Here is a 23705-nt window from a genome sequence, read left to right on the forward strand (position 1 = left end):
GGTAACTTGCCATGGCTACAGTCACTCATTCTGAATCTGCTGAAAACCAACAAGCGACTGATGCGGGCAATCAGCGTCAGCGCAAAAAATGGCTGTTTGTACTGTTCCTCGCGGTCGTTGTCGGCGGGCTGTGTTTTTGGGGGTGGTACGAGTTTTACGGGCGCTGGTATGAAAATACCGACGATGCCTACGTAAACGGTAACGTTGTTGAGATCACCCCATTGGTCACCGGTACTGTCGTCAGCATCGGTGCCGACGATGGCGACTTGGTGCATGAAGGCCAGGTGCTGATTAACTTTGACCCAAGCGATTCGTTGGTCGGGTTGCAAAGTGCTGAAGCAAATTTGGCGCGCACTGTGCGCCAGGTCCGAGGCATGTACAGCAATGTAGATGCGATGCAGGCGCAGGTACAGGCGCAAAAAACTGCCGTGCAAAAAGCTAAAAAAGACTACCAGCGCAGGCAAAATCTGGCCTCTGGCGGGGCGATCTCGCGTGAAGAACTGTCCCATGCAAGCGACGCTTTGACCTCGGCGCAAAGTGCACTGAATAACGCGCAGCAACAGCTCAACAGCACCCGGGCATTGGTCGATGACACGGTGATCTCCTCGCATCCTGATGTGCTTTCAGCGGCAGCAGATTTGCGTCAGGCCTACCTCAACAATGCGCGTAGCGCCTTGATCGCACCGGTTACCGGCTATGTTGCCAAGCGCACGGTGCAACTGGGCCAGCGGGTGCAGCCAGGCACGCCGATGATGGCTGTCGTACCGCTGAATCAATTGTGGATCGACGCCAACTTCAAAGAGACGCAGTTGAACAACATGCGTATTGGCCAGTCCGTAGAGATCAGCAGTGACCTGTACGGTGATGACGTGACCTTTCACGGCACTGTCGACAGCCTGGGCGCTGGCACCGGGAGTGCTTTTGCCTTATTGCCTGCGCAGAACGCCACGGGTAACTGGATCAAGATCGTGCAGCGAGTACCGGTGCGTATTCATATCAATAGTGATGAGTTGGCTAAACATCCGCTGCGAATTGGTTTGTCGACTGTAGTTGATGTCAATTTACACGATCAAAGCGGCCCGGTGCTGGCCCAGCAACCACCCGTCAAAGCGTCGTACAGCACCAATGTGTACAAGCTGCAACTAGCAGAGGCTGATGCCTTGATCAGCAAGTTGATCAAGGACAATAGCGAGTCCGTTGCAAAGACTGCAGTGCGCTAACTCTCTCTGGGCCTGGTCTGGGGCTAATCAGGCTGGGCCACTCTTTGTCAAAACATCTGCGCTTTAAGGAGTGGTGATGAGCTCTCAAGCTTCTTTCACGCCGCCCAGCTTGTTGCTTTGCACCATTGGTTTGTCATTGGCGACCTTTATGCAGGTTCTCGACACCACTATTGCCAACGTGGCGCTGCCGACCATTGCCGGTAACCTTGGGGTGAGCTCGGAGCAGGGAACCTGGGTTATTACCTCGTTCGCCGTCAGCAACGCGATTGCCTTGCCGCTTACCGGCTGGCTGAGCCGCCGTTATGGTGAAGTGAAGTTATTTGTCTGGGCCACATTGCTGTTCGTGCTGGCTTCATTTCTCTGCGGTATTTCCCGCTCGATGCCTGAGCTGGTGGGCTTTCGCGTGCTCCAGGGTTTAATGGCCGGGCCGCTGTACCCAATGACGCAAACCCTGTTGATTGCTGTGTATCCACCGGCGAAACGGGGGATGGCATTGGCACTGCTGGCAATGGTGACGGTGGTGGCGCCGATTGCCGGGCCGATTCTCGGCGGTTGGATCACTGACAGCTACAGCTGGCCATGGATCTTCTTTATCAATGTGCCAATCGGTTTATTTGCAGCCTTTGTCGTCACCCAGCAAATGCGTAAGCGCCCGGTGGTAATCAGCCATCAACCGATCGATTACATCGGTTTGTTGACCCTGATTATTGGTGTTGGTGCGCTACAAATCGTGCTCGACAAAGGTAATGACCTCGACTGGTTCGAGTCGAACTTTATCGTGATAGGCACCCTGGTTTCGGTGATTTCACTGGCGATATTCATTATTTGGGAGATGACTGACCGCCATCCGATCGTTAATTTGCGGTTGTTCGCTCACCGTAATTTTCGTATCGGCACAATTGTTCTGGTAGGCGGCTATGCGGGCTTTTTCGGGATTAACTTGATCCTGCCGCAGTGGCTGCAAACGCAGATGGGATACACCGCGACCTGGGCTGGGTTGGCGGTGGCGCCACTCGGTATCTTGCCGGTACTGATGTCACCGTTCGTGGGAACCTATGCGCATAAGTTTGATTTGCGGATTCTTGCCGGCATCGCATTTTTGGCGATTGGCATGAGCTGCTTTATGCGGGCCGGTTTCAACTCACAAGTTGATTTTCAGCACATCGCCTTGGTTCAGCTGTTTATGGGCATCGGTGTCGCGCTGTTCTTTATGCCGACGCTGAGTATCTTGCTGTCGGACTTGCCGCCTGACCAGATTGCCGATGGCTCGGGGCTGGCGACATTCCTGCGCAATCTGGGCGGTAGCTTTGCCGCATCGCTGACCACCTGGATCTGGATACGTCGCTCCGAAGTGCATCACGCCAACTTGAGTGAGCATATCAGTGTGTACGACCCGATAACGCGTCAGGCGCTGGATCAGCTCGGCGGGGCCAATCTGCAGTCATATGCTCAGTTGGAACAGACGTTGACCAGCCAAGCCTACATGATCTCGACCGTGGATTATTTCACCCTGATGGGTTGGATATTTATGGGCCTGATATTACTGGTATGGCTGGCCAAGCCACCCTTTGCAGCCAAGGCAGGGCCAGCGGCGGCGGGGCATTGATCAAGCTGGCTTTGCTGTTACAAAAAACGCTGCGGTTGCAGCGTTTTTTGGTTAGCTATCGAAATTAAAAGCGGCTTGATTAAAACCGTTTTCATCGACTTGCAAGGCCCAGCCTTGGCGGTCCCAGTCTCCCAGGACAATCCGTTTTGCTGATTCACCGTTAACCAGCAGTTTGTGCACGGCTGGACGATGGGTGTGCCCGTGGATCATGGTTTTGACCGCGTGTTGGGCCATGACCCGGCCGACTTCATCCGGGGTGACATCGACAATGTCACTGGCTTTCATCCGGGTTTGTGCTCGGCTTTCATTGCGCAGCTTGCGGGCAAGCTTATGGCGGGTATTCAGCGGTAAGTTTCGCAGAATCCATAAACTCAACGGGTTGCGCAGATAACGGCGCATGCGCATGTAGTTTTCGTCGCGGGTGCACAGGCTGTCGCCGTGCATCAGCAAGACGGGTTCCCCGGCCATCTCGACCACGCTGGGGTCGCTGAGCAAGGTGCAGCCAGCTTCACGACAAAAGCGCTTACCGATCATGAAGTCACGGTTGCCATGCATTAGAAAGATCGCTGTACCGCTTTCGCTCAGTTGTTTAAGCGCCTCGGCAATCGAACGTTGAAATGGGCTGATTGCATCATCGCCAACCCAGACTTCAAAGAAATCGCCAAGAATGTAGAGCGCCTCAGCCTGGCGTGCGCGAGTGCTGAGGAAATGCAGAAACGCCCGGGTAATATCCGGGCGCTCCTGTTCAAGGTGTAGATCTGAGATCAGTAGGATCACTCAACGATCTCTGCACGCTCGATGATGACGTCTTCAACCGGAACATCCTGGTGGCCAGACTTCATAGTGGTTGGCACGCCTTTGATCTTCTCGACCACGTCCATGCCGTCAGTCACTTCGCCGAACACGGTGTAGCCCCAGCCTTGCACGGTCGGAGCGGTATGGTCGAGGAAGGTGTTGTCAGCGACGTTGATGAAGAACTGAGCAGAAGCCGAGTGCGGCTCCATGGTGCGAGCCATGGCAACGGTGCCTACCTTGTTGGATACGCCGTTGTTGGCTTCGTTCTTGATGGTTGCGCGGGTCGGCTTCTGCTTCATGCCCGGCTCGAAACCGCCGCCCTGGACCATAAAGTTGCTGATCACGCGGTGAAAAACGGTGCCGTCGTAGTGACCGCTTTTTACGTATTCTTCAAAGTTGGCCACGGTTTCTGGTGCTTTATCAGCAAACAGAGTCAGGGTGATAACGCCGTGGTTAGTGTGCAGCTTGATCATGAGAGTAATCGCTCTATCGAGGTAAGCAGGAGGCCATATCAGGCTGTATTGCCAGCTATGCAGCCCTTGAAACTACTGTGCCAGGTTGTTATGGGGCGAAAAAAACGTTGCAGGGGCGCAATAAATCAACGCTGTTGCAGCCTTGTTGGCCATGTTTTTCGCGTGTTTTTGCATAAGCCCATAGGTGCCATATGCATTGTAAACGTAACTTAAGTGCTACGCAGCGCAAATGAACTGGTTTCAAGGCCTGTCAGGGGGTTGACAGCTTCGGCTATGATAGGCGCTTTGCAATTGCTGGAAAACCATCACCTCAGTCATTACCGCGCAGCGTTGGGTTATCGTTTTTTGCTGTTTTGATTCTCGATAGCGCCGATACAGGGTTGTAACGTTCGGTTTGGATACTGGTCTGGTGGTTTCAACGCATTCATTGTTTTAGTCGGCCGATGCTACGCCGCGCACCTGCATGATCAAGGACACCATGAGCAAGTTAGAGACTCCCGCCGCAACGAACTTCCTTCGCCCAATCGTCCAGGCTGACCTGGAGTCAGGTAAGCATGCGAAGGTTATTACCCGTTTTCCGCCGGAACCTAACGGTTACCTGCATATAGGTCACGCTAAATCGATCTGTCTGAACTTCGGTTTGGCCAAAGAGTTTGGCGGTGAGTGTCATTTGCGTTTTGATGACACCAACCCGGCCAAGGAAGATCAGGAATACATCGATGCGATCAAGCAGGACGTGCAATGGCTAGGCTTTCAGTGGGCTGGCGAGGAGCGTTACGCCTCCAATTATTTCGACCAGCTGCATGATTGGGCTGTTGCGCTGATCAAGTCGGGCGATGCTTTTGTCTGCGACCTGTCGCCAGAAGAGTCGCGTGCGTATCGCGGCAATCTGACTGAGCCGGGCAAGAACAGCCCGTTCCGTGATCGCTCGATTGAAGAAAACCTGGATCTGTTCGCCCGCATGAAAGCGGGTGAATTCGCTGATGGCGCGCGCTCGCTGCGGGCGAAAATTGACATGGCGGCGCCGAATATCAATCTGCGCGACCCGATTCTCTACCGCATTCGCCATGCGCATCACCACCAGACCGGTGACAAGTGGTGCATCTACCCGAGCTATGACTTCACTCACGGTCAGTCGGATGCCATCGAAGGCATTACCCATTCGATCTGTACTCTTGAGTTCGAAGACCATCGTCCGTTGTATGAATGGTTCTTGGCGCGTTTGCCTGTGCCGGCGCAGCCACGTCAGTACGAATTTGCTCGTCTCAACCTCAACTACACCATCACCAGCAAGCGCAAGCTCAAGCAGTTGGTTGATGAAGGCCATGTAAATGGTTGGGATGACCCACGTATGTCGACTCTGGTTGGCTATCGTCGTCGTGGTTACACGCCTGCATCAATGCGCAACTTCTGCGACATGATCGGGGTTAACCGTGCAGGTGGCGTGGTTGATATCGGCATGCTCGAGTTCGCCATTCGTGAGGACCTTGACGCCAATGCGGCGCGCGCGATGTGCGTGCTCCAGCCGCTAAAGGTGGTTATCACCAATTACCCTGAAAATGAAGTGCAAATCCTCAGTCTGGCACGCCATCCGAAGCAGGATATCGGCACCCGTGAGTTGCCGTTCGCGCGCGAGATATACATCGACGCTGGCGATTACGATGAGAACCCGCCAAAGGGCTACAAGCGTCTTGAACCAGGCGGCGAAGTGCGCCTGCGTGGCAGCTACGTGATTCGTGCCGATGAAGCGATCAAAGATGCCGACGGCAATGTTGTCGAGCTGCGTTGCTCGTATGATCCAGACACGCTGGGCAAGAACCCGGAAGGCCGTAAGGTCAAAGGGGTTGTGCACTGGGTTCCAGCCGATGCCAGCGTTGAGTGTGAAGTGCGTCTGTATGATCGCTTGTTCCGCTCTGCCAACCCTGAGAAAGCAGAAGAGGGCAGCAGCTTCCTCGACAATATCAACCCTGAGTCGCTGGTCGTACTCAAAGGTTGTCGTGCCGAGCCATCGCTGGCTAATGCAACGGTTGAGGACCGTTTCCAGTTTGAGCGCGAAGGTTACTTCTGTCTTGACTCGAAAGATTCCAAGCCGGATGCATTGGTGTTCAACCGCACCGTAACGCTGCGTGATTCCTGGGCTTAAACCCAGTGGGTAGTGCTGAGCGATAACCCAGTTTGCCGCAGGTGTTTATTGCGCCTGTGGCCTTGGGTTGTCACTCCTGATTTTGTGGCTGAAAGGGCCGCGTTTAAGGATTTTTTATGCTGACCATCTACAACACTCTGAGCAAAACCAAAGAAGTGCTCAAACCGTTAGAAGGCAATCATGTACGCATGTATGTCTGTGGCATGACGGTTTATGACTTCTGCCACATTGGTCATGCGCGGGTGATGGTTGCGTTTGACGTGATCGCACGCTGGCTGCGTCATCGCGGTTATGAGCTGACCTATGTGCGCAATATCACGGATATCGACGATAAGATTATTCGTCGCGCGCAAGAAAATGGCGAAGATTTTGAAGTGCTGGTCGAGCGCATGATCGCAGCCATGCATGAAGACGAGGCGCGGCTCTCGGTGCTGCGCCCAGACATCGAGCCGCGTGCCACGGGCCATATTCCCGGCATGCATGAAATGATTCAAACCCTGATCGACAAAGGCTTTGCCTACGCACCTGGCAATGGTGATGTTTACTACCGGGTCGGCAAGTTCGTCGGTTACGGCAAGTTGTCGCGCAAGAAGATCGAAGACCTGCGCATTGGTGCACGTATCGAAGTCGATGAATCGAAACAGGATCCCCTTGATTTTGTTCTGTGGAAAGGCGCCAAGCCGGGCGAGCCAAGCTGGATGTCGCCATGGGGCGCTGGTCGTCCGGGCTGGCATATCGAGTGCTCGGTGATGTCCACCTGCTGCTTGGGCGAGACATTCGACATTCACGGTGGCGGTCCCGACCTGGTCTTCCCCCACCATGAAAATGAGATCGCCCAGAGTGAGGCGGCTACCGGCAAGCTCTATGCGAATGCATGGATGCACGCGGGTGCTGTACGCGTTGATGGCGAGAAGATGTCCAAATCATTGGGCAATTTCTTCACCATTCGCGAGGTGCTGGAAAAGTATCACCCTGAAGTGGTGCGTTACTTCCTGGTGTCGAGCCAGTACCGCAGTCCGATCAACTACTCAGAAGACAGCTTGAAAGAAGCCAAAGGCGCGCTGGAACGGTTTTATCACGCACTCAAGGGATTGCCTGATGTTGCGGCTGTTGGCGGTGATGCATATGCCGAGCGTTTTGCTGACGCGATGAATGACGACTTCAATTCACCCGAAGCCTGCGCAGTATTGTTTGAAATGGTCCGCGAGATAAATCGTCTGCGCGATACCGACTTTAATGCTGCCGCAGGTTTAGCCGCTCGCTTGAAAGAGTTGGCGTCGGTGTTGGGTGTACTGCAACTTGAGCCTGAAGCGTTCTTGCAAGCGGGCGCAGAGGGCAAGGTTGACGCCGCTGAGGTTGATGCACTGATAGCGGCGCGCCTGCAAGCACGTACCGATAAGAACTGGGCTGAATCTGATCGTATCCGTGATCAGCTAACGGCCATGGGTGTTGTGCTGGAAGACGGCAAGGGCGGTACTACTTGGCGTCTAGCTGAGTAAGCATTCTCTACTGCTACAGAAAAAGCCGCTTATGCGGCTTTTTTTTGTGCCCAATTGACTCGGACAAGGGCTGCGTCCGGGTGATTTCAGCTTTGCTTTTAAATCAGTGTCACTTAAAGACAAGCTGTTGTCGTCTTATGTCAATCTTGGATCTTCAATAAAGCATTAGTCTGTGATTTGGATGGCACTGTAGCGCCTAGCGTATACGCATTGATTGTTAATGCTAACAAGCTGCTTTAAGGCTGCTCAAAGGTAAGAATTAAAGCGTTTTCTGTTGTCGAGACTTAAGTGCGGGCTAACCAGGTATCAGCTTGGTAGCTGCGCGCTCAACCGCGTCTGCAGTGCGTACTAATAATAATGATCGAAAGGGTTTAGCGATGACTTGGTTACGAATACGCCTAAAAACCATCGGCTCGGCAGCGCTGTTAGCGTTTTCTGTTTGCGCCGCCTCTTTGGTATCTGCCGCAGATAAACCCAACATTTTAGTGATCATGGGTGATGACATCGGCGTTACCAACATCAGCAAGTACAGCCACGGCATGATGGGCTATCCAACGCCCAATATCGACCGTATTGCCAACGAAGGCATGATGTTTACCGATTACTACGGTGAGCAAAGCTGTACTGCCGGCCGCTCGGCCTTCATTACTGGCCAGCATCCGGTACGGACCGGTTTGACCAAAGTGGGCATGCCTGGCTCGACAGTGGGTCTGCAAAAAGAAGACCCTACCCTGGCAGAGCTGCTAAAGCCGCTGGGTTACACAAGCGGTCAGTTTGGTAAAAACCATTTGGGTGATCGCGACGAATTCTTGCCAACTAATCACGGTTTTGATGAGTTCCTCGGCAACCTCTACCACCTCAACGCTGAAGAAGCGCCAGAGGACGAGGATTGGACGAAGAACCCGGTTATCGATAAAGCACTTCGTCCGCGCGGGATTATTCACAGCACCGCCGACGGTAAAATCGAAGACCTAGGCCCGCTGAACCGTAAGCGCATGGAAACTATTGACCAAGAGTTCCTTGATGCTTCGCTTAACTTCATGGATAAAGCGGTCAAACAAGACAAGCCGTTCTTCGTCTGGTTTAACTCAACGCGCATGCATTACTACACCCATATCAAAGAAGAAACCAAAGGCATTTCGGGCCAGGGCTTCTACAACGATGGCATGGTTGAGCATGACGGTCAGGTCGGTGAAATCCTCAAAAAGCTGGATGATCTAGGTGTCGCTAAAAACACCATCGTGATCTACACCACTGATAACGGCGTGCATTTCAACCAGTGGCCTGATGCCGGGATTACCCCGTTCCGTGGTGAGAAAAACACCAACTGGGAAGGTGGCTTCCGGGTTCCTGCAATCATTCGCTGGCCAGAACATATCAAACCGAACACCATCTCCAACGAGATCGTATCGGCGCAAGATTGGGTGCCAACGCTGATGGCGGCCGCCGGTGTACCTGACGTTAAAGAGAAATTGCTGAAGGGCTACACCGCTGGTGATAAAACTTTTAAGGTCCATCTCGATGGCTACAACCAGCTGCCATACCTTGAGGGCAAAGAGCCTAAGGGGCCGCGGACCGATTTCTACTACTTCAGTGACGACGGTAAGTTGTTGGGTGTGCGTGATGGCGATTGGAAGGTTGTTTACGCCGAGCAGCGTTCGCGCCGCTTTGATGTATGGCGCGATCCGTTCGTAGACTTGCGTGCGCCAAAGCTGTTTAACCTGCGTCGTGATCCATTTGAGCGGGCTGACACCGACTCCAACAGTTACAACGTGTGGTGGGATAAGAAAGCTCAGTCGGCAATCTTCCCAGGGCTTTTCCGTACTCAACAGTTCTTGATGACGTTCAAGGACTTCCCGCCACGTCAGCGTCCTGCCTCGTTCACAATCGACCAAATGGTTGAAAAACTGATGAACTTCGAAGGCAAATAAGCAGCCCAGAATCCCTGCGCTAGCTTGTTTATAGACACAAAAAAACCGCTTTCGAGCGGTTTTTTTGTGTTTTGGATCTGGCCTTTATACTTTCAGGCCCTGCTCGCGTAGGCGTTTGTATAGGGTGTTACGGCTTACACCAAGGCGCCGAGCAAGCTGAGAAACATTCCCAGCACAGGCCAGCAGTTTGTCACTGAGGTCAGTCTGGTCATTGAGGTCGAGCACTTCGCTTGAGTTGAAGTGATTGGCGTTCGGTGTGCTGGCAGCCAGCGCTGTTGAGTCGCTCACTGCCGATTGATAAGTGTGAAACTCTTCAAGGAAATCGTCTGGCAGATGCTCAATTTTAATCGGCAGATCGTCTGCCATTACCAGCGCGACCTGAATCACACTGCTGAGCTGGCGCAAGTTGCCGGGCCAGGGGTGAGCGTTGAATACTTCCAGCACCTCGTTACTTAGACCGGTCCATTGCTGAGGTTCTCGGTGCTGCTGCCACAGGCGTTTGAACAAGGCGGCTTTATCGCTACGCTCACGTAGTGGTGGTAACTCAAGGCTAAGTCCGTTGATGCGGTAATAAAGGTCTTGGCGAAACAACCCTTGCTCAACATCATTGCGTAAAGGACGGTTCGTCGCTGAAATCAGGCGGATATCAACTGGATAGCTTTCGCTGCTGCCCAGTGGTTGTACGCAACGCTCTTGCAGTACGCGTAATAGGCGCGCCTGAACCCGCGCAGGCATGTCGCCAATTTCATCGAGAAACAGCGTTCCTTTGTCTGCCTTGCGGATAAGCCCGCTGCTACCTTTTTGGTTGGCCCCGGTGAAGGCACCTTTCTCGTAGCCAAATAGCTCTGACTCAACCAGTTCGCTGGGAATTGCTGCGCAATTCACCGCAATAAATGCTTGTGTTGCACGGCTGCTGGTTTGATGCAGGGCTTTGACGAAGACCTCTTTGCCGACACCGGTTTCGCCATGAACCAACAAGGGAATGTCTTTCTCTATCAAGCGTTGTGCTTGCAAGATGGCTTTGTCGACTTTGGCATCGCCCAAGCTCAAATTATCCAGCCTCAAGCTGTGTTCAGCAGGCTCTGATGGGGCGTTTTTAGCCTGTGGGCGAAAGTCGCGTGCTTTAGGCGCTATCGGCTGTTCTGGGCGCGTGACCTGTGCATGGAAACGAAATCGCCCGCCAGCTTTCAAGCTAAACGGCTGTCCGGAGGGTTGGTTGAGCAGTTGCCGCAGAGGCACATCGAATAAGGATTCGATATTGACCAGTGCCAAGCTGGTGCCAAGGAGATTGTCTGCCCGACGGTTAGCCGATATCACCTGACCGCTTTCATCAAACACTACAAGTCCAGCCCAAGGGCTTTCAAGGTTATTGAGACTGGTGTTAAACGTAAGCTGGAAGTAGTGCTGTTTGAATAGATTGAGAATCAGCCGGTTTTCCACTGACTGACTCATCATCTTGACCATGCCAAGGGTGTGCGATGGCGGCAGGTAACTATCACTGGACACATCAAGCACCGCAACCACCTGGCGCTGCTCATCAAAAATAGGCGAGGCTGAACCGGTCATAAACCGATTGGCCTTGAGGTAATGCTCATCTTGTTGAATATGCACTGCTTGTGCGCAGCTTAGGGCGGTGCCGATCGCATTCGTCCCTGTTTGGCGTTCCTGCCAACTGGCCCCGGTGACAAAGCCGCGACTGTGCTCCGCGTCGAGAAAGCGTTGATCACCCCACGATTGCAACACCTGACCTTGGCTGTCTGCCAGCATTATCAAGCAGCTTGAGTTGGTCAGGATGTTGCCGTAATAGGGCAAGACTTCCTGGTGGGTTGTGACCACTAAGCTTTGGTGGCGGTCCAGCAGGGCGCTGATTTCACCCTGTACAGGTGAGCCAAAGCTGGGCGCGGTTTGATGAGTCAGGCCAAATTTACGGCAGCGTGACCAAGAATCCTCAACGATTGCTTGATGAGTCAGTGTGCGGGCAGATTCAGCCATGCTCGGCAGTTCTCCGTTGCAGCGTTTCTTATTGTTGTGGGTCTCGGTCTTTGCCGAGATATGTGAGTGTCGTTGATGACTGTTCAATGTCAACGTCTGAGTGTTCAGTTGTTCAGTTAACAGCTGTTCAAAACTGTTCAGTGCGAACCACAAGGCACATTCGGCGCCTATGAATACCCATTACTAAACAACAAGATAGAACAGAATTCTGCGAGCTGGCACGGACATCGCTTAGAGATGTGAAATGGCATAACAAAAAAAGGAATAGCCATGTCACTTACGCTGGAACATGTCAGCCGTACGGTTGATAACCAGGTTTACATCGACGATGCCTGTCTGAGTTTCGAACCCGGTTCATTCAATGTGTTACTGGGGCGTACGCTGTCTGGCAAGACCAGCCTGATGCGGCTTATGGCGGGCCTTGATCGCCCAAGCAAGGGTCGAATCCTGATGAATGGGGCGGATGTCACCGCTATTCCAGTGCGTCAGCGCAATGTGTCGATGGTTTACCAGCAGTTCATCAATTATCCGACGCTTAGCGTATTCGAGAATATCGCTTCACCATTGCGTCAGGCGCGTTGCTCGGAGGCCGAAATCGCTGAGAAGGTCCATGCCACGGCCAAGATGCTGCGGATCGAGGGCTTGCTCAAGCGCTTTCCATTGGAGCTTTCTGGAGGCCAGCAACAGCGCACTGCGATGGCCAGGGCGCTGGTTAAAGACGCATCGTTGATTCTCTTTGATGAGCCGCTGGTTAACCTCGATTACAAATTGCGCGAAGAGCTTCGCCAGGAGATGCGTGAGCTGTTTGCTGCGCGCCATACCATCGCCATCTACGCGACTACTGAGCCGAACGAAGCGCTGGCGCTTGGCGGCACAACGACTATTTTGCACGAGGGGCGGGTGATCCAGAGTGGCAACACGCCTGAGGTTTACCATTGTCCACAGCAAGTATTGGCTGCAGAGCTGTTTTCGGAACCGCCGATCAATATGCTGCCTGGACAGATTAGCGGCACCGAGGTGAGCTTCGCCGATACTGTGTATTTCCCACTGACGCCAGATCTGCAGCAGCTTGAGCAAGGTGAATACCGGTTTGGTGTGCGCCCAAGTCATATTGGTTTAATGCCTTCCAATGATGATGACCTAGAGCTTGCGGTTACGGTTGATCTTGCAGAAATAAGCGGCTCAGAGACCTTCTTGCATGTGCGCGCAGAGCAGTTCTCGTTGGTGCTGCACCTTCCTGGTGTACACGAATACGACGTTGATACACCGATTCTGATCTATATCCCCACCCATAAATTATTTGTCTTTGATGTTCAGGGCCAGCTTAAGCAGGCACCGGCACGACGTACCGGGAGGGCTGCCTGATGGCTGAGATCCGCTTGCAAAATCTTGCCCATAGCTACAGCCGCGAGCCAAAGGGCGCTGCTGACTATGCGATTCGCGAGATGAATCATGTCTGGGAGCAGGGCGGTGCTTATGCGCTGCTCGGGCCATCAGGCTGCGGTAAATCGACACTGCTCAATATCATTTCCGGGTTGCTCAGCCCTTCCCATGGCGAAGTGCTGTTTGATTCGAAAGTGGTCAATGCGCTAACCCCGGAAAAGCGCAATATCGCCCAGGTTTTCCAGTTTCCGGTGGTGTACGACACCATGACGGTGTTCGATAACCTGGCATTTCCGTTGCGCAATCAGGGGATGGCTGAGCCGCAAGTGCTGAGCAAGGTGCACGAGATTGCTGAGGTTCTGGATTTACATCCGTTGTTGACGAAAAAAGCCAGCAACCTGACCGCAGACGAAAAACAAAAGGTTTCGATGGGCCGGGGGCTGGTGCGTGATGACGTATCGGCGATTCTGTTTGATGAGCCGCTGACGGTGATTGACCCGCACTTGAAGTGGAAGCTGCGGCGTAAGCTCAAGCAGATCCATGAGCAATTCAATATCACCATGGTTTACGTCACCCATGATCAGTTGGAGGCTTCGACCTTCGCCGACAAGATTGCGGTGATGTATGGCGGTCAAATCGTCCAGTTTGGGACGCCCCGAGAATTGTTTGAGCGGCCAAGCCATACCTTTGTCGGTTATTTCATCGGCAGTCCGGGCATGAACCTGATCGAGGTTGAGCGCAGTGGAGACGGGGTCAAGTTCGCCAATACCCACCTCAATCTCAGTGCGGCGCTCAACCAGCGCCTCGATGCCCTTGATTACCAACAGCTGAAAATAGGTATCCGCCCCGAGTTTGTTCACCTTTGGGACGTGGCGAGCAGCGATATGCCAGACACTGCATCGGCGGCAGATACCGCAGGCAGCGACGCCTTCCATGCCGAAGTGGTTCACGTCGAAGACTTAGGGACTTACAAGATCCTGACCCTGAACCTGGATGGCCAGCCGCTCAAAGTGCGCTTGCAGGAGGACCAGGTCGTGCCTAAGCAGCGCGCCTCAGTCAGTTTTCCCGCGCAGTGGTTGATGGTTTACGCCGACGACTTCCTTGTGTCGGCAGACGTGCAGGGGGCTCGCCATGAAAGTGCATAACAACAAGGCCTGGTGGTTGGTGCTGCCGGTATTTTTGCTGGTGGCATTCAGCGCTGTGGTACCGATGATGACCGTGGTCAATTACTCGGTGCAGGATATTTTTGATTCATCCAGTCGATTCTTTGTGGGTGTCGACTGGTTCAAGCAGGTGCTGCGTGACTCGCGTCTGCATGATTCTCTGCTGCGCCAGTTTATTTATTCCGGATGCGTGCTGCTGATCGAAATTCCGCTGGGCATTGCGATTGCCCTGACCATGCCGACCAAGGGGCGCTGGGCGTCATTGTGCTTGATCGTGATGGCGATTCCGCTGCTGATTCCTTGGAACGTGGTGGGTACCATTTGGCAGATTTTTGGTCGCGCTGACATCGGCTTGCTCGGGTGGAGCTTGAATGCGCTGGGTATCAGTTACAACTACGCCTCCAACACCTCAGATGCGTGGGTCACTGTGCTGGTAATGGATGTCTGGCATTGGACCTCGTTAGTCGCGCTGCTGTGTTATTCCGGGCTGCGGGCGATTCCCGATGTGTATTACCAGGCCGCGCGTATCGATCGCGCGTCATCCTGGGCGGTGTTCCGCCATATCCAGCTGCCAAAGCTGAAAAGTGTGTTGCTGATCGCGGTGATGCTGCGCTTTATGGACAGCTTCATGATTTACACCGAGCCATTTGTGCTCACCGGCGGTGGCCCCGGTAATGCGACCACTTTCCTCAGTCAGACCTTGACCAAGATGGCGGTCGGCCAGTTCGACCTTGGCCCAGCCGCGGCATTCTCGCTGGTCTACTTCCTGATCATCTTGTTGGTGTCGTGGTTGTTCTACACCGCCATGACCCACACCGATAAGAACCGCTGAGGAGGCTGGCGATGATACGTAAACGTGTGGTTTTAGGGCTCTACATTCTGTTCTTGCTGGTGCCGATCTACTGGCTGGTGAACATGTCGTTCAAGAGCAATACCGAGATTCTTGGCAGCCTGACGCTCTGGCCCAACAGTTTTACGCTGGAAAACTACAAGGTGATCTTCACCGATCCGAGCTGGTATCAGGCTTACCTCAACTCACTGTATTACGTGAGCTTGAATACCGTGATCTCACTGGCAGTTGCGCTGCCGGCAGCCTATGCATTTTCCCGCTATCGTTTTCTGGGTGATAAACACCTGTTCTTCTGGCTGCTGACCAATCGCATGGCGCCGCCTGCGGTGTTTCTCTTGCCGTTTTTCCAGCTTTACTCATCGATTGGTTTGTTTGACACGCACATCGCTGTTGCCTTGGCGCACTGCCTGTTTAACGTGCCATTGGCGGTGTGGATCCTTGAGGGGTTTATGTCCGGCGTGCCCAAAGAGATTGATGAAACGGCTTATATCGACGGCTACAGTTTTCCCAAGTTCTTTGTGAAGATTTTTATTCCGTTGATTGGCTCCGGGATCGGGGTCACCGCATTTTTCTGTTTCATGTTTTCTTGGGTTGAGCTGTTGTTGGCGCGAACGCTGACATCGGTTGATGCCAAACCGATCGTTGCGGTGATGACGCGCACGGTTTCGGCCTCGGGTATCGACTGGGGCGTGCTCGCCGCAGCAGGTGTATTGACCATCTTGCCGGGCATGCTGGTGATCTGGTTCGTACGTAATCACGTCGCCAAAGGCTTTGCCTTGGGCCGGGTGTAAGGAGAAACCTATGGAGTGGATGGCTTGGACATTACCGACAGCCCTGTTTTTCTGCGGTATCGGTCTGCTGCTGGTCGGTATGACGGTCTGGGAGTTGCGTTCGCCCTGCGTTGAGCGGCGCGGTTTTTTACCGATTACCACCAGCCGTGGCGATCGTTTGTTTATAGGCCTTTTAGGCAGCGCATACCTGCATCTGATGGTGATAGGTGTGACTGACTGGAGTGTCTGGATAGCTTCGGCGCTGTCCGTTGTGTGGTTGGTTGCAGTGATGCGTTGGGGCTAACAAAGCGCGGGTAAACCGGCTTTCTATGGCTTTAGTAAATACCTTGAGATGGAGGTCTCTATGTTCGAAAATAACAACAAAACCCGACATAGCATGGCGCTGGCAGCCTTGCTGGCGTTGTCCGGACTAAGTGGTGCGGCCTGGGCCGACGCTTACGAAGATGCGGCAAAAAAATGGATGGCAAGTGAGTTCAGTCCCTCGACACTCACGCCTGAACAGCAACTGGCCGAGCTCAAGTGGTTTATCAAGGCCGCCGAGCCGTTTCGTGGCATGACCATTAACGTGGCGTCTGAAACGATCGCCACGCATGAGTATGAATCCAAAGTGCTGGCCAAGGCCTTCAGTGAAATCACTGGGATCAAATTGACTCATGACCTGATGCAAGAGGGGGACGTGGTTGAAAAACTGCAAACTCAGATGCAATCAGACAAAAACATCTATGACGGCTACATCAACGACTCTGACCTGATCGGCACACACTTTCGTTACGGCAAGGCCGTGGCGATCAGCGACATGATTGCCAACGAAGGCAAGGATTTCACCTCGCCAACCCTGGATCTTCCCGATTTTATTGGCATATCGTTCACCACCGGGCCGGATGGCAAGCTGTACCAACTGCCCGATCAACAGTTCGCCAACCTCTACTGGTTTCGCGCTGATTGGTTCGAGCGGGCTGACCTGAAAGCCAAATTCAAAGAAAAGTATGGCTATGAGTTGGGCGTGCCGGTCAATTGGTCAGCCTATGAAGACATTGCCAAGTTCTTCTCTGAAGATGTCAAAGAGATCGACGGTCAGAAAGTCTATGGCCACATGGATTACGGCAAAAAAGACCCATCGCTCGGCTGGCGATTCACCGATGCCTGGTTCTCGATGGCGGGCGGCGGCGACAAAGGATTGCCCAATGGTTTGCCGGTCGATGAGTGGGGCATTCGGGTAGACGGTTGCCGCCCAGTCGGCTCCAGCGTTGCGCGTGGCGGTGCTACCAACGCCCCGGCAGCAGTCTTTGCCACCCAGAAATACGTCGATTGGCTGCGTCAGTACGCGCCACCAGAGGCGCAGGGCATGACCTTCTCTGAAGCCGGGCCAGTGCCAGCGCAGGGTAATATCGCTCAGCAAATCTTCTGGTACACAGCCTTTACCGCTGACATGACCAAGCCTGGTTTGCCGGTGGTTAATGCTGATGGCACACCAAAGTGGCGGATGGCGCCTTCACCAAAAGGTCCGTACTGGGAAGAGGGCATGAAGCTCGGTTATCAAGACACCGGCTCTTGGACGTTCCTCAAGTCGACACCTGAAAAGCAGCGTCTGGCCGCTTGGCTATATGCGCAGTTCGTAACCTCGAAAACCGTGTCGCTGAAAAAGACCCTGGTTGGCCTGACGCCAATTCGCGAGTCGGATATTAACTCGCAGGCAATGACTGACATTGCACCGAAACTTGGCGGCCTGGTTGAGTTCTACCGCAGTCCGGCTCGTGTGCAGTGGACGCCAACCGGTACCAATGTGCCCGACTACCCGCGTCTGGCGCAGCTCTGGTGGCAGTTTATCGCTGAGGCAGCCAGTGGCGATAAAACCCCGCAAGAAGCACTGGATGGTTTGGCAGCAGCTCAGGACACCATGCTCGGGCGTCTGGAACGAGCCAATGTGCTCGGTGAATGCGGGCCTAAGCTCAACGAGGCGCGTGATCCACAGTACTGGCTGGATCAGCCGGGCGCACCAAAGCCGAAACTGGCTAATGAGAAACCTAAAGGCGAGACGGTCAACTACGCCGACCTGCTGAAATCATGGGAGCAGGCGCGTAAGTAAGCCAATGCAAGGCCGTGAGGTTAATTGAGCCTCACACAAACAAAAACGGCAGACGTTAAGCGTCTGCCGTTTTTGTTTGGCTGCCGTGCTTACTTGTGCAGATGCTCTGCCGCATGCAAGGTATTTTCCAGCAAGCCTGCGCGGGTCATTGGGCCTACGCCGCCTGGCACTGGCGTAATCCAGCCGGCGCGGGGCAGGGCAGTCTCATAGACCACATCGCCAATCAGCTTGCCGTCTTGCTGGCGGTTGATCCCGACATCAATCACGATAGCGCCGGGTTTAACCCATTCACCTTTAACCAGCCCCGGTTTGCCAGCGGCAACAACCAGCAAGTCTGCGTCACCCACGTGGCGAGCCAGGTCTTTGGTGAAACGATGAGTCACGGTGACGGTGCAGCCGGCGAGTAACAACTCCATAGCCATTGGTCGACCGACGATATTTGAGGCGCCAACCACAACTGCATGCAAGCCATACAGATCAACGCCGGTGCTTTCGAGCAGGGTCATGATGCCTTTTGGCGTGCAGGGCCGCAGTAGCGGCATACGTTGGGCCAGACGGCCAATGTTGTATGGGTGGAAGCCGTCAACGTCTTTATCTGGGCGGATGCGTTCAAGGATCAACGATGACTCAAGGTGCTCCGGCAGTGGTAGCTGAACCAAAATACCGTCGATCGCCGGGTCTTCGTTTAATTGATCAATCAGTTCCGCCAGCGCGTCTTGGCTGGTGTCAGCAGGCAGATCGTAGGCCTGCGAGATAAAACCTACTTCTTCACAGTCTTTACGTTTGTGCGAGACATAAACCTGAGAGGCTGGGTCGCTACCAACCAGGATCACTGCAAGGCCTGGCGCTCGCAGACCTTGCTGGCGCCGTTCAGCGACACGTGTGGCGAGTTGCTGGCGAATGCGGGTAGCGATCGCTTTGCCGTCAATCAGTTGTGCGGTCATTGCGCGTAGTTAACCAATAAGAGAGGGTGGAAAAAGGATGCGCATTCTCTCATGGAGCGGGCGTGAGGCAAAGGCGCTAAGCCACGAAATTCGTGTAACTCCTTTATCTCACTGATTTTTTTTGATTTTAGTGTTGACGGATATCGAAACCGCCATTAACATTCGCCCCGCTTGTCGAGCACAGCCAGTCGCTGGGTAAGACGGCAAACACACAAACTGCTTGCTTGTAAGTGTTTGTGAGGATGCCGAAAGCTTGAAGTCTGCTTGCAGATGGATAAGCGCCCGTAGCTCAGCTGGATAGAGCATCCGCCTTCTAAGCGGATGGTCGCAGGTTCGAGTCCTGCCGGGTGTACCATTTGGTATCTTTGGCTCAAGTTAGTTATATGGTGGGCGTAGCTCAGTTGGTAGAGCACAGGATTGTGACTCCTGTTGTCGTGGGTTCGATCCCCATCGTCCACCCCATATTGCTGAAGTAAGAGCCAGGCATTCATGTCTGGCTCTTACGTTTCAACCCTTGTTCTGCGGACGTGGTGGAATTGGTAGACACACTGGATTTAGGTTCCAGCGGCGCAAGCTGTGAGAGTTCGAGTCTCTCCGTCCGCACCATCTAAGGTACTGTTTCTAAAGGAAAAAATTTCTAAGGCTCTCCGAATGGGAGCGTATTGGGAACACTTTGGGAATTAGTGGCACAAAAAAGGCAGCTCAATGGAGCTGCCTTTTTCGTTTCTGGGGCTTGGTTTAAGGCTGTAGCGCACGGTCCAGCAGGCCGATCATGTCTGGCCCGTCCTTGTTGATCCATTTGCCGTAGTGCCGCCAGATCATGGCGGTAGATGTGTGGCCCATTTGATCTGCAATCCAATCGAGTGGCACAACCCCGGTGCTGAGCATCTGGCTCGCGTATGTGTGGCGGCAGTTGTTTGGGCCACGGTATCGAACGCCTACATCCTCAAGGTGTTTACTCCACCAGGTCTTGATCAGCACGTCTGAACTGGTCCAGGCCTCGTTTGTGGTGGACTTATGGAATACAAACCGTACCGTTTGTCGTTTAATCGTCTTGTTATCGCGGTCGGTGACTTCGATTTTTATTGGGTCACGCTTCGCCGTGAACCTCGCCTGAGCCTGTAAAGCCTCCAGCGCGGGCTTGAGTAGCTGTACCTCACGGGTTGAGCGGCGCGTTTTGGTCACCTTGTAGTGCCCCCGCACCTGCGAGCGTCGAAACTTTACTGTTCCGGCTTTCAGATCCACATCATCCCAAGCCAGCGCCATTGCCTCTGAAACGCGAGGGCCAGCCCAGATCATGAACTTGGCCAGGTTCAGTTCCTGCTGTTTGGTTTCGTCTCCGCTGAGAATCTTGGCAATCTCATCACGATCAAACGGGTCAGCTTCGTCCGGATCCGGCAGTCTCACGACGATGCCCTCCGATGGATCATGAGCGGTACGGTTGCGGGTGCGGTAGATCACGAACACTTGACGGAGGATGCTGACGATTTCTCGCACCGTCTTGTTGTGCAGCTTGGGCATTAACGTCTGCTGTACCCAAGTTTGTAGGTCCAGGTGATCGATTGAATCCGCCTGACTGTTACCCCAGCGTGGCCTGATATGAGTTTCGATCTTGCTTTTGTAAGTCCGGAAGCCGGAGGGAGCCATTTCGTTTCGTTTGATATCGAGCCATAGGTCGATGTAGTGGCCCAAGGTATTGGTCTTGATCTTGGGCGAGTCAGGAAAGTGGCGTGCATAACTGAATGTACCTGCCTTGATTTCGTACTTGATCATGCCTACCAGGCGTTCGGCCTGGGCGATGTTTTCAGGCGTAGCGTCACCTGGGAAAGGTTCCCGGCATCGTTCGCTCTGATAACGGAAATACACACGCACGCGGTTACCGCGCACTTCAACTCCATCGGCCATCTGCGTCCCCACGCAAAATAAAACAGCGTCAGTGTAATGGCGCTGTGAAAGCCCGGCCCGGATGCGGGACGAGAATTATCAATCGTTATTTCTTGAAGATTGACCAGGTCATGGCTGCATCTCCGGATGGCTGACACTCAGACCGACTGCGACCGGGCGCACCCAGACCGGCATATTGCTGAGCATGAAAGTTTCGCCGGCGCTGGCCAGCAACAAGGTGGTACCCATTACGTGGGCAATTGCCTCGGCTGCTGATGGTGGTACCGCGTTTCCAATCCGCTCGCGCCAAGCTTGATCGCTGAGCCCATCCAGTTCGAGTTGTTCCTCAGGTTCCACCAAGCTCTGGAGTGCTGCCAATTCCAGAGTGGTGAACGGGCGGTGCCAAGTGCCGTCGAGTGCTCGGATAACGCACGTCAGGCGCTCATTTGCTGCCGGCATGCGTGGATCTGCAACAGACCACCGGCCATTGTCTTGGCGCGCGCTGGCCGATACTGCACCGGCCTGGCCATCCCACTGCACAACACCATAGTGGCCGCCTGTCAGATATGGGTCGCCTTTAACCTTGGCCATCCCTGGGCGCGGATCTTGGACTGCAAATGCGCCCTGGCCAGTGGTGCTACCTGAGATAACAGTACGTGATATGCCATCCCACTGAGCTACGTTGTACTTAGCGTGACCGATACCAGAGTCACGAGGATCGGCGACGCTGAAAGTGCCTTGCCCTGGCGATTTAACGCCAATCACTGCGCCGCTGGTAGCATCCCAGCGACGAACGCCGTATTGCTGGTACTGCAGGGCTCCCGCTTGAGCGCGGGGATCTGCGACTGAAAACGCACCATTGGTTGGGCTTGAACGGCCAGCTACAGTACCCATTGAGTCGGCCCATTCATTCACGCCCAAGTAACCGCTATAGGCCTCGGGCACGATGATTAAGTCTCGTAGATAGCCATCCTCGATCGACAAATTATTAAGCGATCGCCAATCCTTACCGGCTTCAACCAGAGCAAGCCGCACCCAAGTTTTCCACTGTAGTGCCGGCACTCGATGCATCGGCCCAGCGGTTTCGATATCGCCGGCTAAAGGCATACGGCCGAGGATGTCGCCAACAGCTCGCAAGCTCTTTTTCTCTGGCTCGTATAGGAAGGGCGGCACCTTCTCGACGTGTCTGGCGACTAGCAGAAAGCGCTTGCGGCTTTGAGCAAGCCCACCGATTACCCCGCAGTCGTGGGTAGTTTCGGCCACTGCGTAACCGTAAAAGGCCAGCAGTTGGCCGATCTGGTCCAGCAGATGCCGGCCTCGGGTGGCCAGGCGCGGCACATTCTCAAAGACGATCAGCGGCACGGGGTTGTGCTTCCAAGCCTCACACATCAGCCAGACACAGCGAAGGGTCAGTTCATTGAGGGCCTGATACTTCGGGGTAAGACTCATCGTTTCTGATAGCAAACCGCTCGCGCCTTTGCAGGGGCTGCTGATGAATACCGCGTCGGGGTCATCGTTTTGCGCAGCGCTGCGCACATCATCAGGTGTTGCCTCACTCCAGCCGGTAGGCGGTTCTTTACCGTGAAAGCGGGTGTATTGGTCGCGGGTGAACAGATCGAGCAGGGTACCTGGTACGCCAGAGAGGCGTTCAAAATCGCGCAGGCCTGCAGGATCAACGTCTATCCTGCCCAAGCATTGCCATTGGGCCTGAATGTTGCCAACCACAGGCTTGGCTCGATTGAAGCCTTTGGCACCACCGCCCAAGCCGCAGCAGAAGTGGAAGTGCTTGAGGGTGCGCGTAAATGGATTAATGCTCACGGCGTCACCTCCGGGCACTGATAGCCAAGCTGGACACGCCAGTTGCTGTCTTGGCCTGCGTGAAGGCGTTCGCAGTAGCTGGCCAGCATGGCTTGGTGCTGGCGATACTCCATGACCGCCATGAAGCCGATTAACACGACCAAAAGTGAAAGCGAGAAGTACTTGAGAGCGCGCTCACTAGTGAGTTTTGCCAGTAATTTAGCGAGCATAACGCTTCCCCTTGGCCAGTTTTGCGGCGGCATGTTCAGCCATTCGCGCGGCCCATTCGACTGATTTGCGCTGTTGGCGTAGGCGACTGCAGGTGCTGTGCTTGCGTGTTGAGCGGGCATTGCCGCAAATGTCGCAAATGCTTGGTAGGCAAAGCCTGTGGCTTGCCATCGGCGGGCGGGTGCGCTCTGTGGTAGCCTTATCGGTGCCGCCTTTGGGTTGATGTGCTTGCATGGTGCTTCTCCTTTTGGGTCGGTTGGCGTCTGGGGGTTGCCGCCTCCAGACGCCGCTTCTTTCCGGCTTTGCCGATGTCAGTTGTATTGGGTGTGCCAGGCACGCCAAACCGTTTTGAATCCCTCCCAAATCACATCGCCGTTTTCAATGTATTGATGCACCTCTTGTTCAGGTCTGCGGTCTAGGCGCAGCACTGCCAGGCAGTCATCCCATAAGGCGCTGTCTATCCCGCGCAAATCGGTTAGTGAGAATGGATAGGCTCTGCCGTTGTAAAGGCTGAGCAGAAAGCGGGCGATCACACCGCTTTGGCCTGAGTCGCGCTGTGCTACCGGTACTAACCGCCGCAGTGCTTCGACGCCTGCAGCGCGAATGTAGGGCCGCTCAGCTTCTTCAACTGCGAGCCGGTTGAGTTCGTCCGTTATGCACTTGTTTGCTTGCATGGTGCTTCTCCTTTTTTGCGGTGTTGCCCAGGTGTTGCCGCACCTGGGCGGGTTGTTTACTTGAGCAGGCCTAGCAGCAGGTCTGGGCCAATGTTGGCGACGGCGATCAGGGCTAATAAGGCCAGTGCGCTGCATGCCAAGGTGGCCAGTTTTTCGCGCCTGCTTGGTTCGTGCTCAGGGTATTGGTCGTGCTGCATGGTGCTTCTCCTTGGGGGCGATGCCTTTGCGTTGCCGCGCTCAGACGGG

At 54.3% G+C, this 23705-nt stretch carries 21 protein-coding genes and 3 tRNA genes; 14 read left to right on the plus strand and 10 right to left on the minus strand.

Annotation, left to right across the window (positions count from 1 at the left end):
* Nucleotides 1-11: 11 nt before the first annotated feature.
* On the plus strand, nt 12-1220 hold the full coding sequence (locus B9K09_RS09850) for an efflux RND transporter periplasmic adaptor subunit (protein WP_087516639.1): 1209 nt from the start codon (nt 12-14) through the stop codon (nt 1218-1220).
* Nucleotides 1221-1296: 76 nt separating this feature from the next.
* Complete coding sequence (locus tag B9K09_RS09855) at nt 1297-2826, plus strand: DHA2 family efflux MFS transporter permease subunit (protein ID WP_087516640.1); 1530 nt, start codon at nt 1297-1299, stop codon at nt 2824-2826.
* 51 nt (nt 2827-2877) lie between these two features.
* Here B9K09_RS09855 and lpxH read toward each other — a convergent pair whose 3' ends face one another.
* Both lpxH and B9K09_RS09865 read right to left on the minus strand, forming a co-directional pair.
* On the minus strand, nt 2878-3603 hold the full coding sequence (gene lpxH, locus B9K09_RS09860) for a UDP-2,3-diacylglucosamine diphosphatase (RefSeq protein ID WP_087516641.1): 726 nt from the start codon (nt 3601-3603) through the stop codon (nt 2878-2880).
* Nucleotides 3600-4094, minus strand: a complete 495-nt coding sequence (locus B9K09_RS09865) for a peptidylprolyl isomerase (protein ID WP_087516642.1) — start codon at nt 4092-4094, stop codon at nt 3600-3602. Before B9K09_RS09865 ends, lpxH begins: the two co-directional genes overlap by 4 nt.
* A 478-nt stretch (nt 4095-4572) precedes the next feature.
* On the opposite strand from B9K09_RS09865, the gene B9K09_RS09870 reads away from it, so the two are divergent.
* From B9K09_RS09870 to B9K09_RS09880, 3 genes are all read left to right on the plus strand, one after another.
* Nucleotides 4573-6237, plus strand: coding sequence for a glutamine--tRNA ligase/YqeY domain fusion protein (locus tag B9K09_RS09870; RefSeq protein WP_087519058.1), 1665 nt, complete (start codon nt 4573-4575; stop codon nt 6235-6237).
* Between the two features lie 116 nt (nt 6238-6353).
* A complete protein-coding gene (gene cysS, locus B9K09_RS09875) occupies nt 6354-7736 on the plus strand; it encodes a cysteine--tRNA ligase (protein WP_087516643.1) in 1383 nt (460 codons plus the stop codon).
* A 377-nt stretch (nt 7737-8113) separates the two neighbouring features.
* Complete coding sequence (locus B9K09_RS09880; RefSeq protein ID WP_087516644.1) at nt 8114-9667, plus strand: arylsulfatase; 1554 nt, start codon at nt 8114-8116, stop codon at nt 9665-9667.
* 84 nt (nt 9668-9751) lie between these two features.
* Here the strand turns inward: B9K09_RS09880 and B9K09_RS09885 are convergent, their stop codons facing one another.
* On the minus strand, nt 9752-11659 hold the full coding sequence (locus tag B9K09_RS09885) for a sigma-54-dependent Fis family transcriptional regulator (protein ID WP_087519059.1): 1908 nt from the start codon (nt 11657-11659) through the stop codon (nt 9752-9754).
* Nucleotides 11660-11929: 270 nt separating this feature from the next.
* Between B9K09_RS09885 and B9K09_RS09890 the strand changes: the two genes are divergently transcribed.
* From B9K09_RS09890 to B9K09_RS09915, 6 genes are read left to right on the plus strand one after another with little or no spacing between them, the layout of a single operon-like run.
* Entirely contained in the window at nt 11930-13024 is a 1095-nt protein-coding gene (locus B9K09_RS09890; protein WP_087516645.1) for an ABC transporter ATP-binding protein, read from the plus strand.
* The gene (locus B9K09_RS09895) at nt 13024-14187 is read left to right on the plus strand and encodes an ABC transporter ATP-binding protein (RefSeq protein WP_087516646.1); all 1164 of its coding nucleotides are present in this window, start codon (nt 13024-13026) and stop codon (nt 14185-14187) included. The genes B9K09_RS09890 and B9K09_RS09895 overlap by 1 nt, the downstream gene beginning before the upstream one ends.
* Entirely contained in the window at nt 14174-15037 is an 864-nt protein-coding gene (locus tag B9K09_RS09900; protein ID WP_087516647.1) for a carbohydrate ABC transporter permease, read from the plus strand. The genes B9K09_RS09895 and B9K09_RS09900 overlap by 14 nt, the downstream gene beginning before the upstream one ends.
* An 11-nt stretch (nt 15038-15048) precedes the next feature.
* Entirely contained in the window at nt 15049-15846 is a 798-nt protein-coding gene (locus B9K09_RS09905; RefSeq protein ID WP_087516648.1) for a carbohydrate ABC transporter permease, read from the plus strand.
* A 10-nt stretch (nt 15847-15856) separates the two neighbouring features.
* Nucleotides 15857-16129, plus strand: coding sequence for a DUF2160 domain-containing protein (locus tag B9K09_RS09910; RefSeq protein WP_087516649.1), 273 nt, complete (start codon nt 15857-15859; stop codon nt 16127-16129).
* A gap of 60 nt (nt 16130-16189) precedes the next feature.
* The gene (locus B9K09_RS09915; protein WP_087516650.1) at nt 16190-17932 is read left to right on the plus strand and encodes an ABC transporter substrate-binding protein; all 1743 of its coding nucleotides are present in this window, start codon (nt 16190-16192) and stop codon (nt 17930-17932) included.
* 89 nt (nt 17933-18021) lie between these two features.
* Here B9K09_RS09915 and folD read toward each other — a convergent pair whose 3' ends face one another.
* Nucleotides 18022-18876, minus strand: a complete 855-nt coding sequence (gene folD, locus B9K09_RS09920; protein WP_087516651.1) for a bifunctional methylenetetrahydrofolate dehydrogenase/methenyltetrahydrofolate cyclohydrolase FolD — start codon at nt 18874-18876, stop codon at nt 18022-18024.
* 278 nt (nt 18877-19154) lie between these two features.
* Here folD and B9K09_RS09925 point away from each other — a divergent pair.
* The 3 genes from B9K09_RS09925 (at nt 19155) to B9K09_RS09935 (ending at nt 19482) form a co-directional block, all read left to right on the plus strand.
* Nucleotides 19155-19231 (plus strand) — tRNA-Arg (locus tag B9K09_RS09925).
* Between the two features lie 31 nt (nt 19232-19262).
* A tRNA-His gene (locus tag B9K09_RS09930) sits at nt 19263-19338 on the plus strand.
* Between the two features lie 59 nt (nt 19339-19397).
* A tRNA-Leu gene (locus B9K09_RS09935) sits at nt 19398-19482 on the plus strand.
* Between the two features lie 132 nt (nt 19483-19614).
* On the opposite strand, the gene B9K09_RS09940 is transcribed toward B9K09_RS09935, so the two are convergent.
* The 6 genes from B9K09_RS09940 to B9K09_RS22675 form a co-directional block, all read right to left on the minus strand.
* Complete coding sequence (locus B9K09_RS09940; RefSeq protein WP_087516652.1) at nt 19615-20781, minus strand: Arm DNA-binding domain-containing protein; 1167 nt, start codon at nt 20779-20781, stop codon at nt 19615-19617.
* Nucleotides 20782-20889: 108 nt separating this feature from the next.
* A complete protein-coding gene (locus B9K09_RS09945; RefSeq protein WP_256574283.1) occupies nt 20890-22578 on the minus strand; it encodes a DNA cytosine methyltransferase in 1689 nt (562 codons plus the stop codon).
* Nucleotides 22575-22787: a hypothetical protein gene (locus B9K09_RS09950; RefSeq protein WP_087516653.1), complete on the minus strand. Its 213-nt coding sequence runs from the start codon at nt 22785-22787 to the stop codon at nt 22575-22577. The genes B9K09_RS09945 and B9K09_RS09950 overlap by 4 nt, the downstream gene beginning before the upstream one ends.
* Nucleotides 22777-23019, minus strand: a complete 243-nt coding sequence (locus B9K09_RS09955) for a hypothetical protein (protein ID WP_087516654.1) — start codon at nt 23017-23019, stop codon at nt 22777-22779. The genes B9K09_RS09950 and B9K09_RS09955 overlap by 11 nt, the downstream gene beginning before the upstream one ends.
* A gap of 77 nt (nt 23020-23096) precedes the next feature.
* Nucleotides 23097-23459: a hypothetical protein gene (locus B9K09_RS09960; protein WP_087516655.1), complete on the minus strand. Its 363-nt coding sequence runs from the start codon at nt 23457-23459 to the stop codon at nt 23097-23099.
* A gap of 56 nt (nt 23460-23515) precedes the next feature.
* Nucleotides 23516-23656, minus strand: a complete 141-nt coding sequence (locus B9K09_RS22675; RefSeq protein ID WP_177408657.1) for a hypothetical protein — start codon at nt 23654-23656, stop codon at nt 23516-23518.
* Nucleotides 23657-23705: the final 49 nt, after the last annotated feature.

Source organism: Pseudomonas sp. M30-35, assembly GCF_002163625.1.
Lineage (GTDB): Bacteria > Pseudomonadota > Gammaproteobacteria > Pseudomonadales > Pseudomonadaceae > Aquipseudomonas.

What these genes read in the sequence shown, in the direction of transcription:
- B9K09_RS09850 (WP_087516639.1), top strand. Translation starts at nt 12, where the DNA reads ATGGCTACAGTCACTCATTCTGAATCTGCTGAAAACCAACAAGCGACT.
- B9K09_RS09855 (WP_087516640.1), top strand. Translation starts at nt 1,297, where the DNA reads ATGAGCTCTCAAGCTTCTTTCACGCCGCCCAGCTTGTTGCTTTGCACC.
- B9K09_RS09865 (WP_087516642.1), bottom strand. Translation starts at nt 4,094, where the DNA reads ATGATCAAGCTGCACACTAACCACGGCGTTATCACCCTGACTCTGTTT.
- B9K09_RS09870 (WP_087519058.1), top strand. Translation starts at nt 4,573, where the DNA reads ATGAGCAAGTTAGAGACTCCCGCCGCAACGAACTTCCTTCGCCCAATC.
- cysS (WP_087516643.1), top strand. Translation starts at nt 6,354, where the DNA reads ATGCTGACCATCTACAACACTCTGAGCAAAACCAAAGAAGTGCTCAAA.
- B9K09_RS09880 (WP_087516644.1), top strand. Translation starts at nt 8,114, where the DNA reads ATGACTTGGTTACGAATACGCCTAAAAACCATCGGCTCGGCAGCGCTG.
- B9K09_RS09885 (WP_087519059.1), bottom strand. Translation starts at nt 11,659, where the DNA reads ATGGCTGAATCTGCCCGCACACTGACTCATCAAGCAATCGTTGAGGAT.
- B9K09_RS09890 (WP_087516645.1), top strand. Translation starts at nt 11,930, where the DNA reads ATGTCACTTACGCTGGAACATGTCAGCCGTACGGTTGATAACCAGGTT.
- B9K09_RS09895 (WP_087516646.1), top strand. Translation starts at nt 13,024, where the DNA reads ATGGCTGAGATCCGCTTGCAAAATCTTGCCCATAGCTACAGCCGCGAG.
- B9K09_RS09900 (WP_087516647.1), top strand. Translation starts at nt 14,174, where the DNA reads ATGAAAGTGCATAACAACAAGGCCTGGTGGTTGGTGCTGCCGGTATTT.
- B9K09_RS09905 (WP_087516648.1), top strand. Translation starts at nt 15,049, where the DNA reads ATGATACGTAAACGTGTGGTTTTAGGGCTCTACATTCTGTTCTTGCTG.
- B9K09_RS09910 (WP_087516649.1), top strand. Translation starts at nt 15,857, where the DNA reads ATGGAGTGGATGGCTTGGACATTACCGACAGCCCTGTTTTTCTGCGGT.
- B9K09_RS09915 (WP_087516650.1), top strand. Translation starts at nt 16,190, where the DNA reads ATGTTCGAAAATAACAACAAAACCCGACATAGCATGGCGCTGGCAGCC.
- folD (WP_087516651.1), bottom strand. Translation starts at nt 18,876, where the DNA reads ATGACCGCACAACTGATTGACGGCAAAGCGATCGCTACCCGCATTCGC.
- B9K09_RS09940 (WP_087516652.1), bottom strand. Translation starts at nt 20,781, where the DNA reads ATGGCCGATGGAGTTGAAGTGCGCGGTAACCGCGTGCGTGTGTATTTC.
- B9K09_RS09950 (WP_087516653.1), bottom strand. Translation starts at nt 22,787, where the DNA reads ATGCTCGCTAAATTACTGGCAAAACTCACTAGTGAGCGCGCTCTCAAG.
- B9K09_RS09955 (WP_087516654.1), bottom strand. Translation starts at nt 23,019, where the DNA reads ATGCAAGCACATCAACCCAAAGGCGGCACCGATAAGGCTACCACAGAG.
- B9K09_RS09960 (WP_087516655.1), bottom strand. Translation starts at nt 23,459, where the DNA reads ATGCAAGCAAACAAGTGCATAACGGACGAACTCAACCGGCTCGCAGTT.
- B9K09_RS22675 (WP_177408657.1), bottom strand. Translation starts at nt 23,656, where the DNA reads ATGCAGCACGACCAATACCCTGAGCACGAACCAAGCAGGCGCGAAAAA.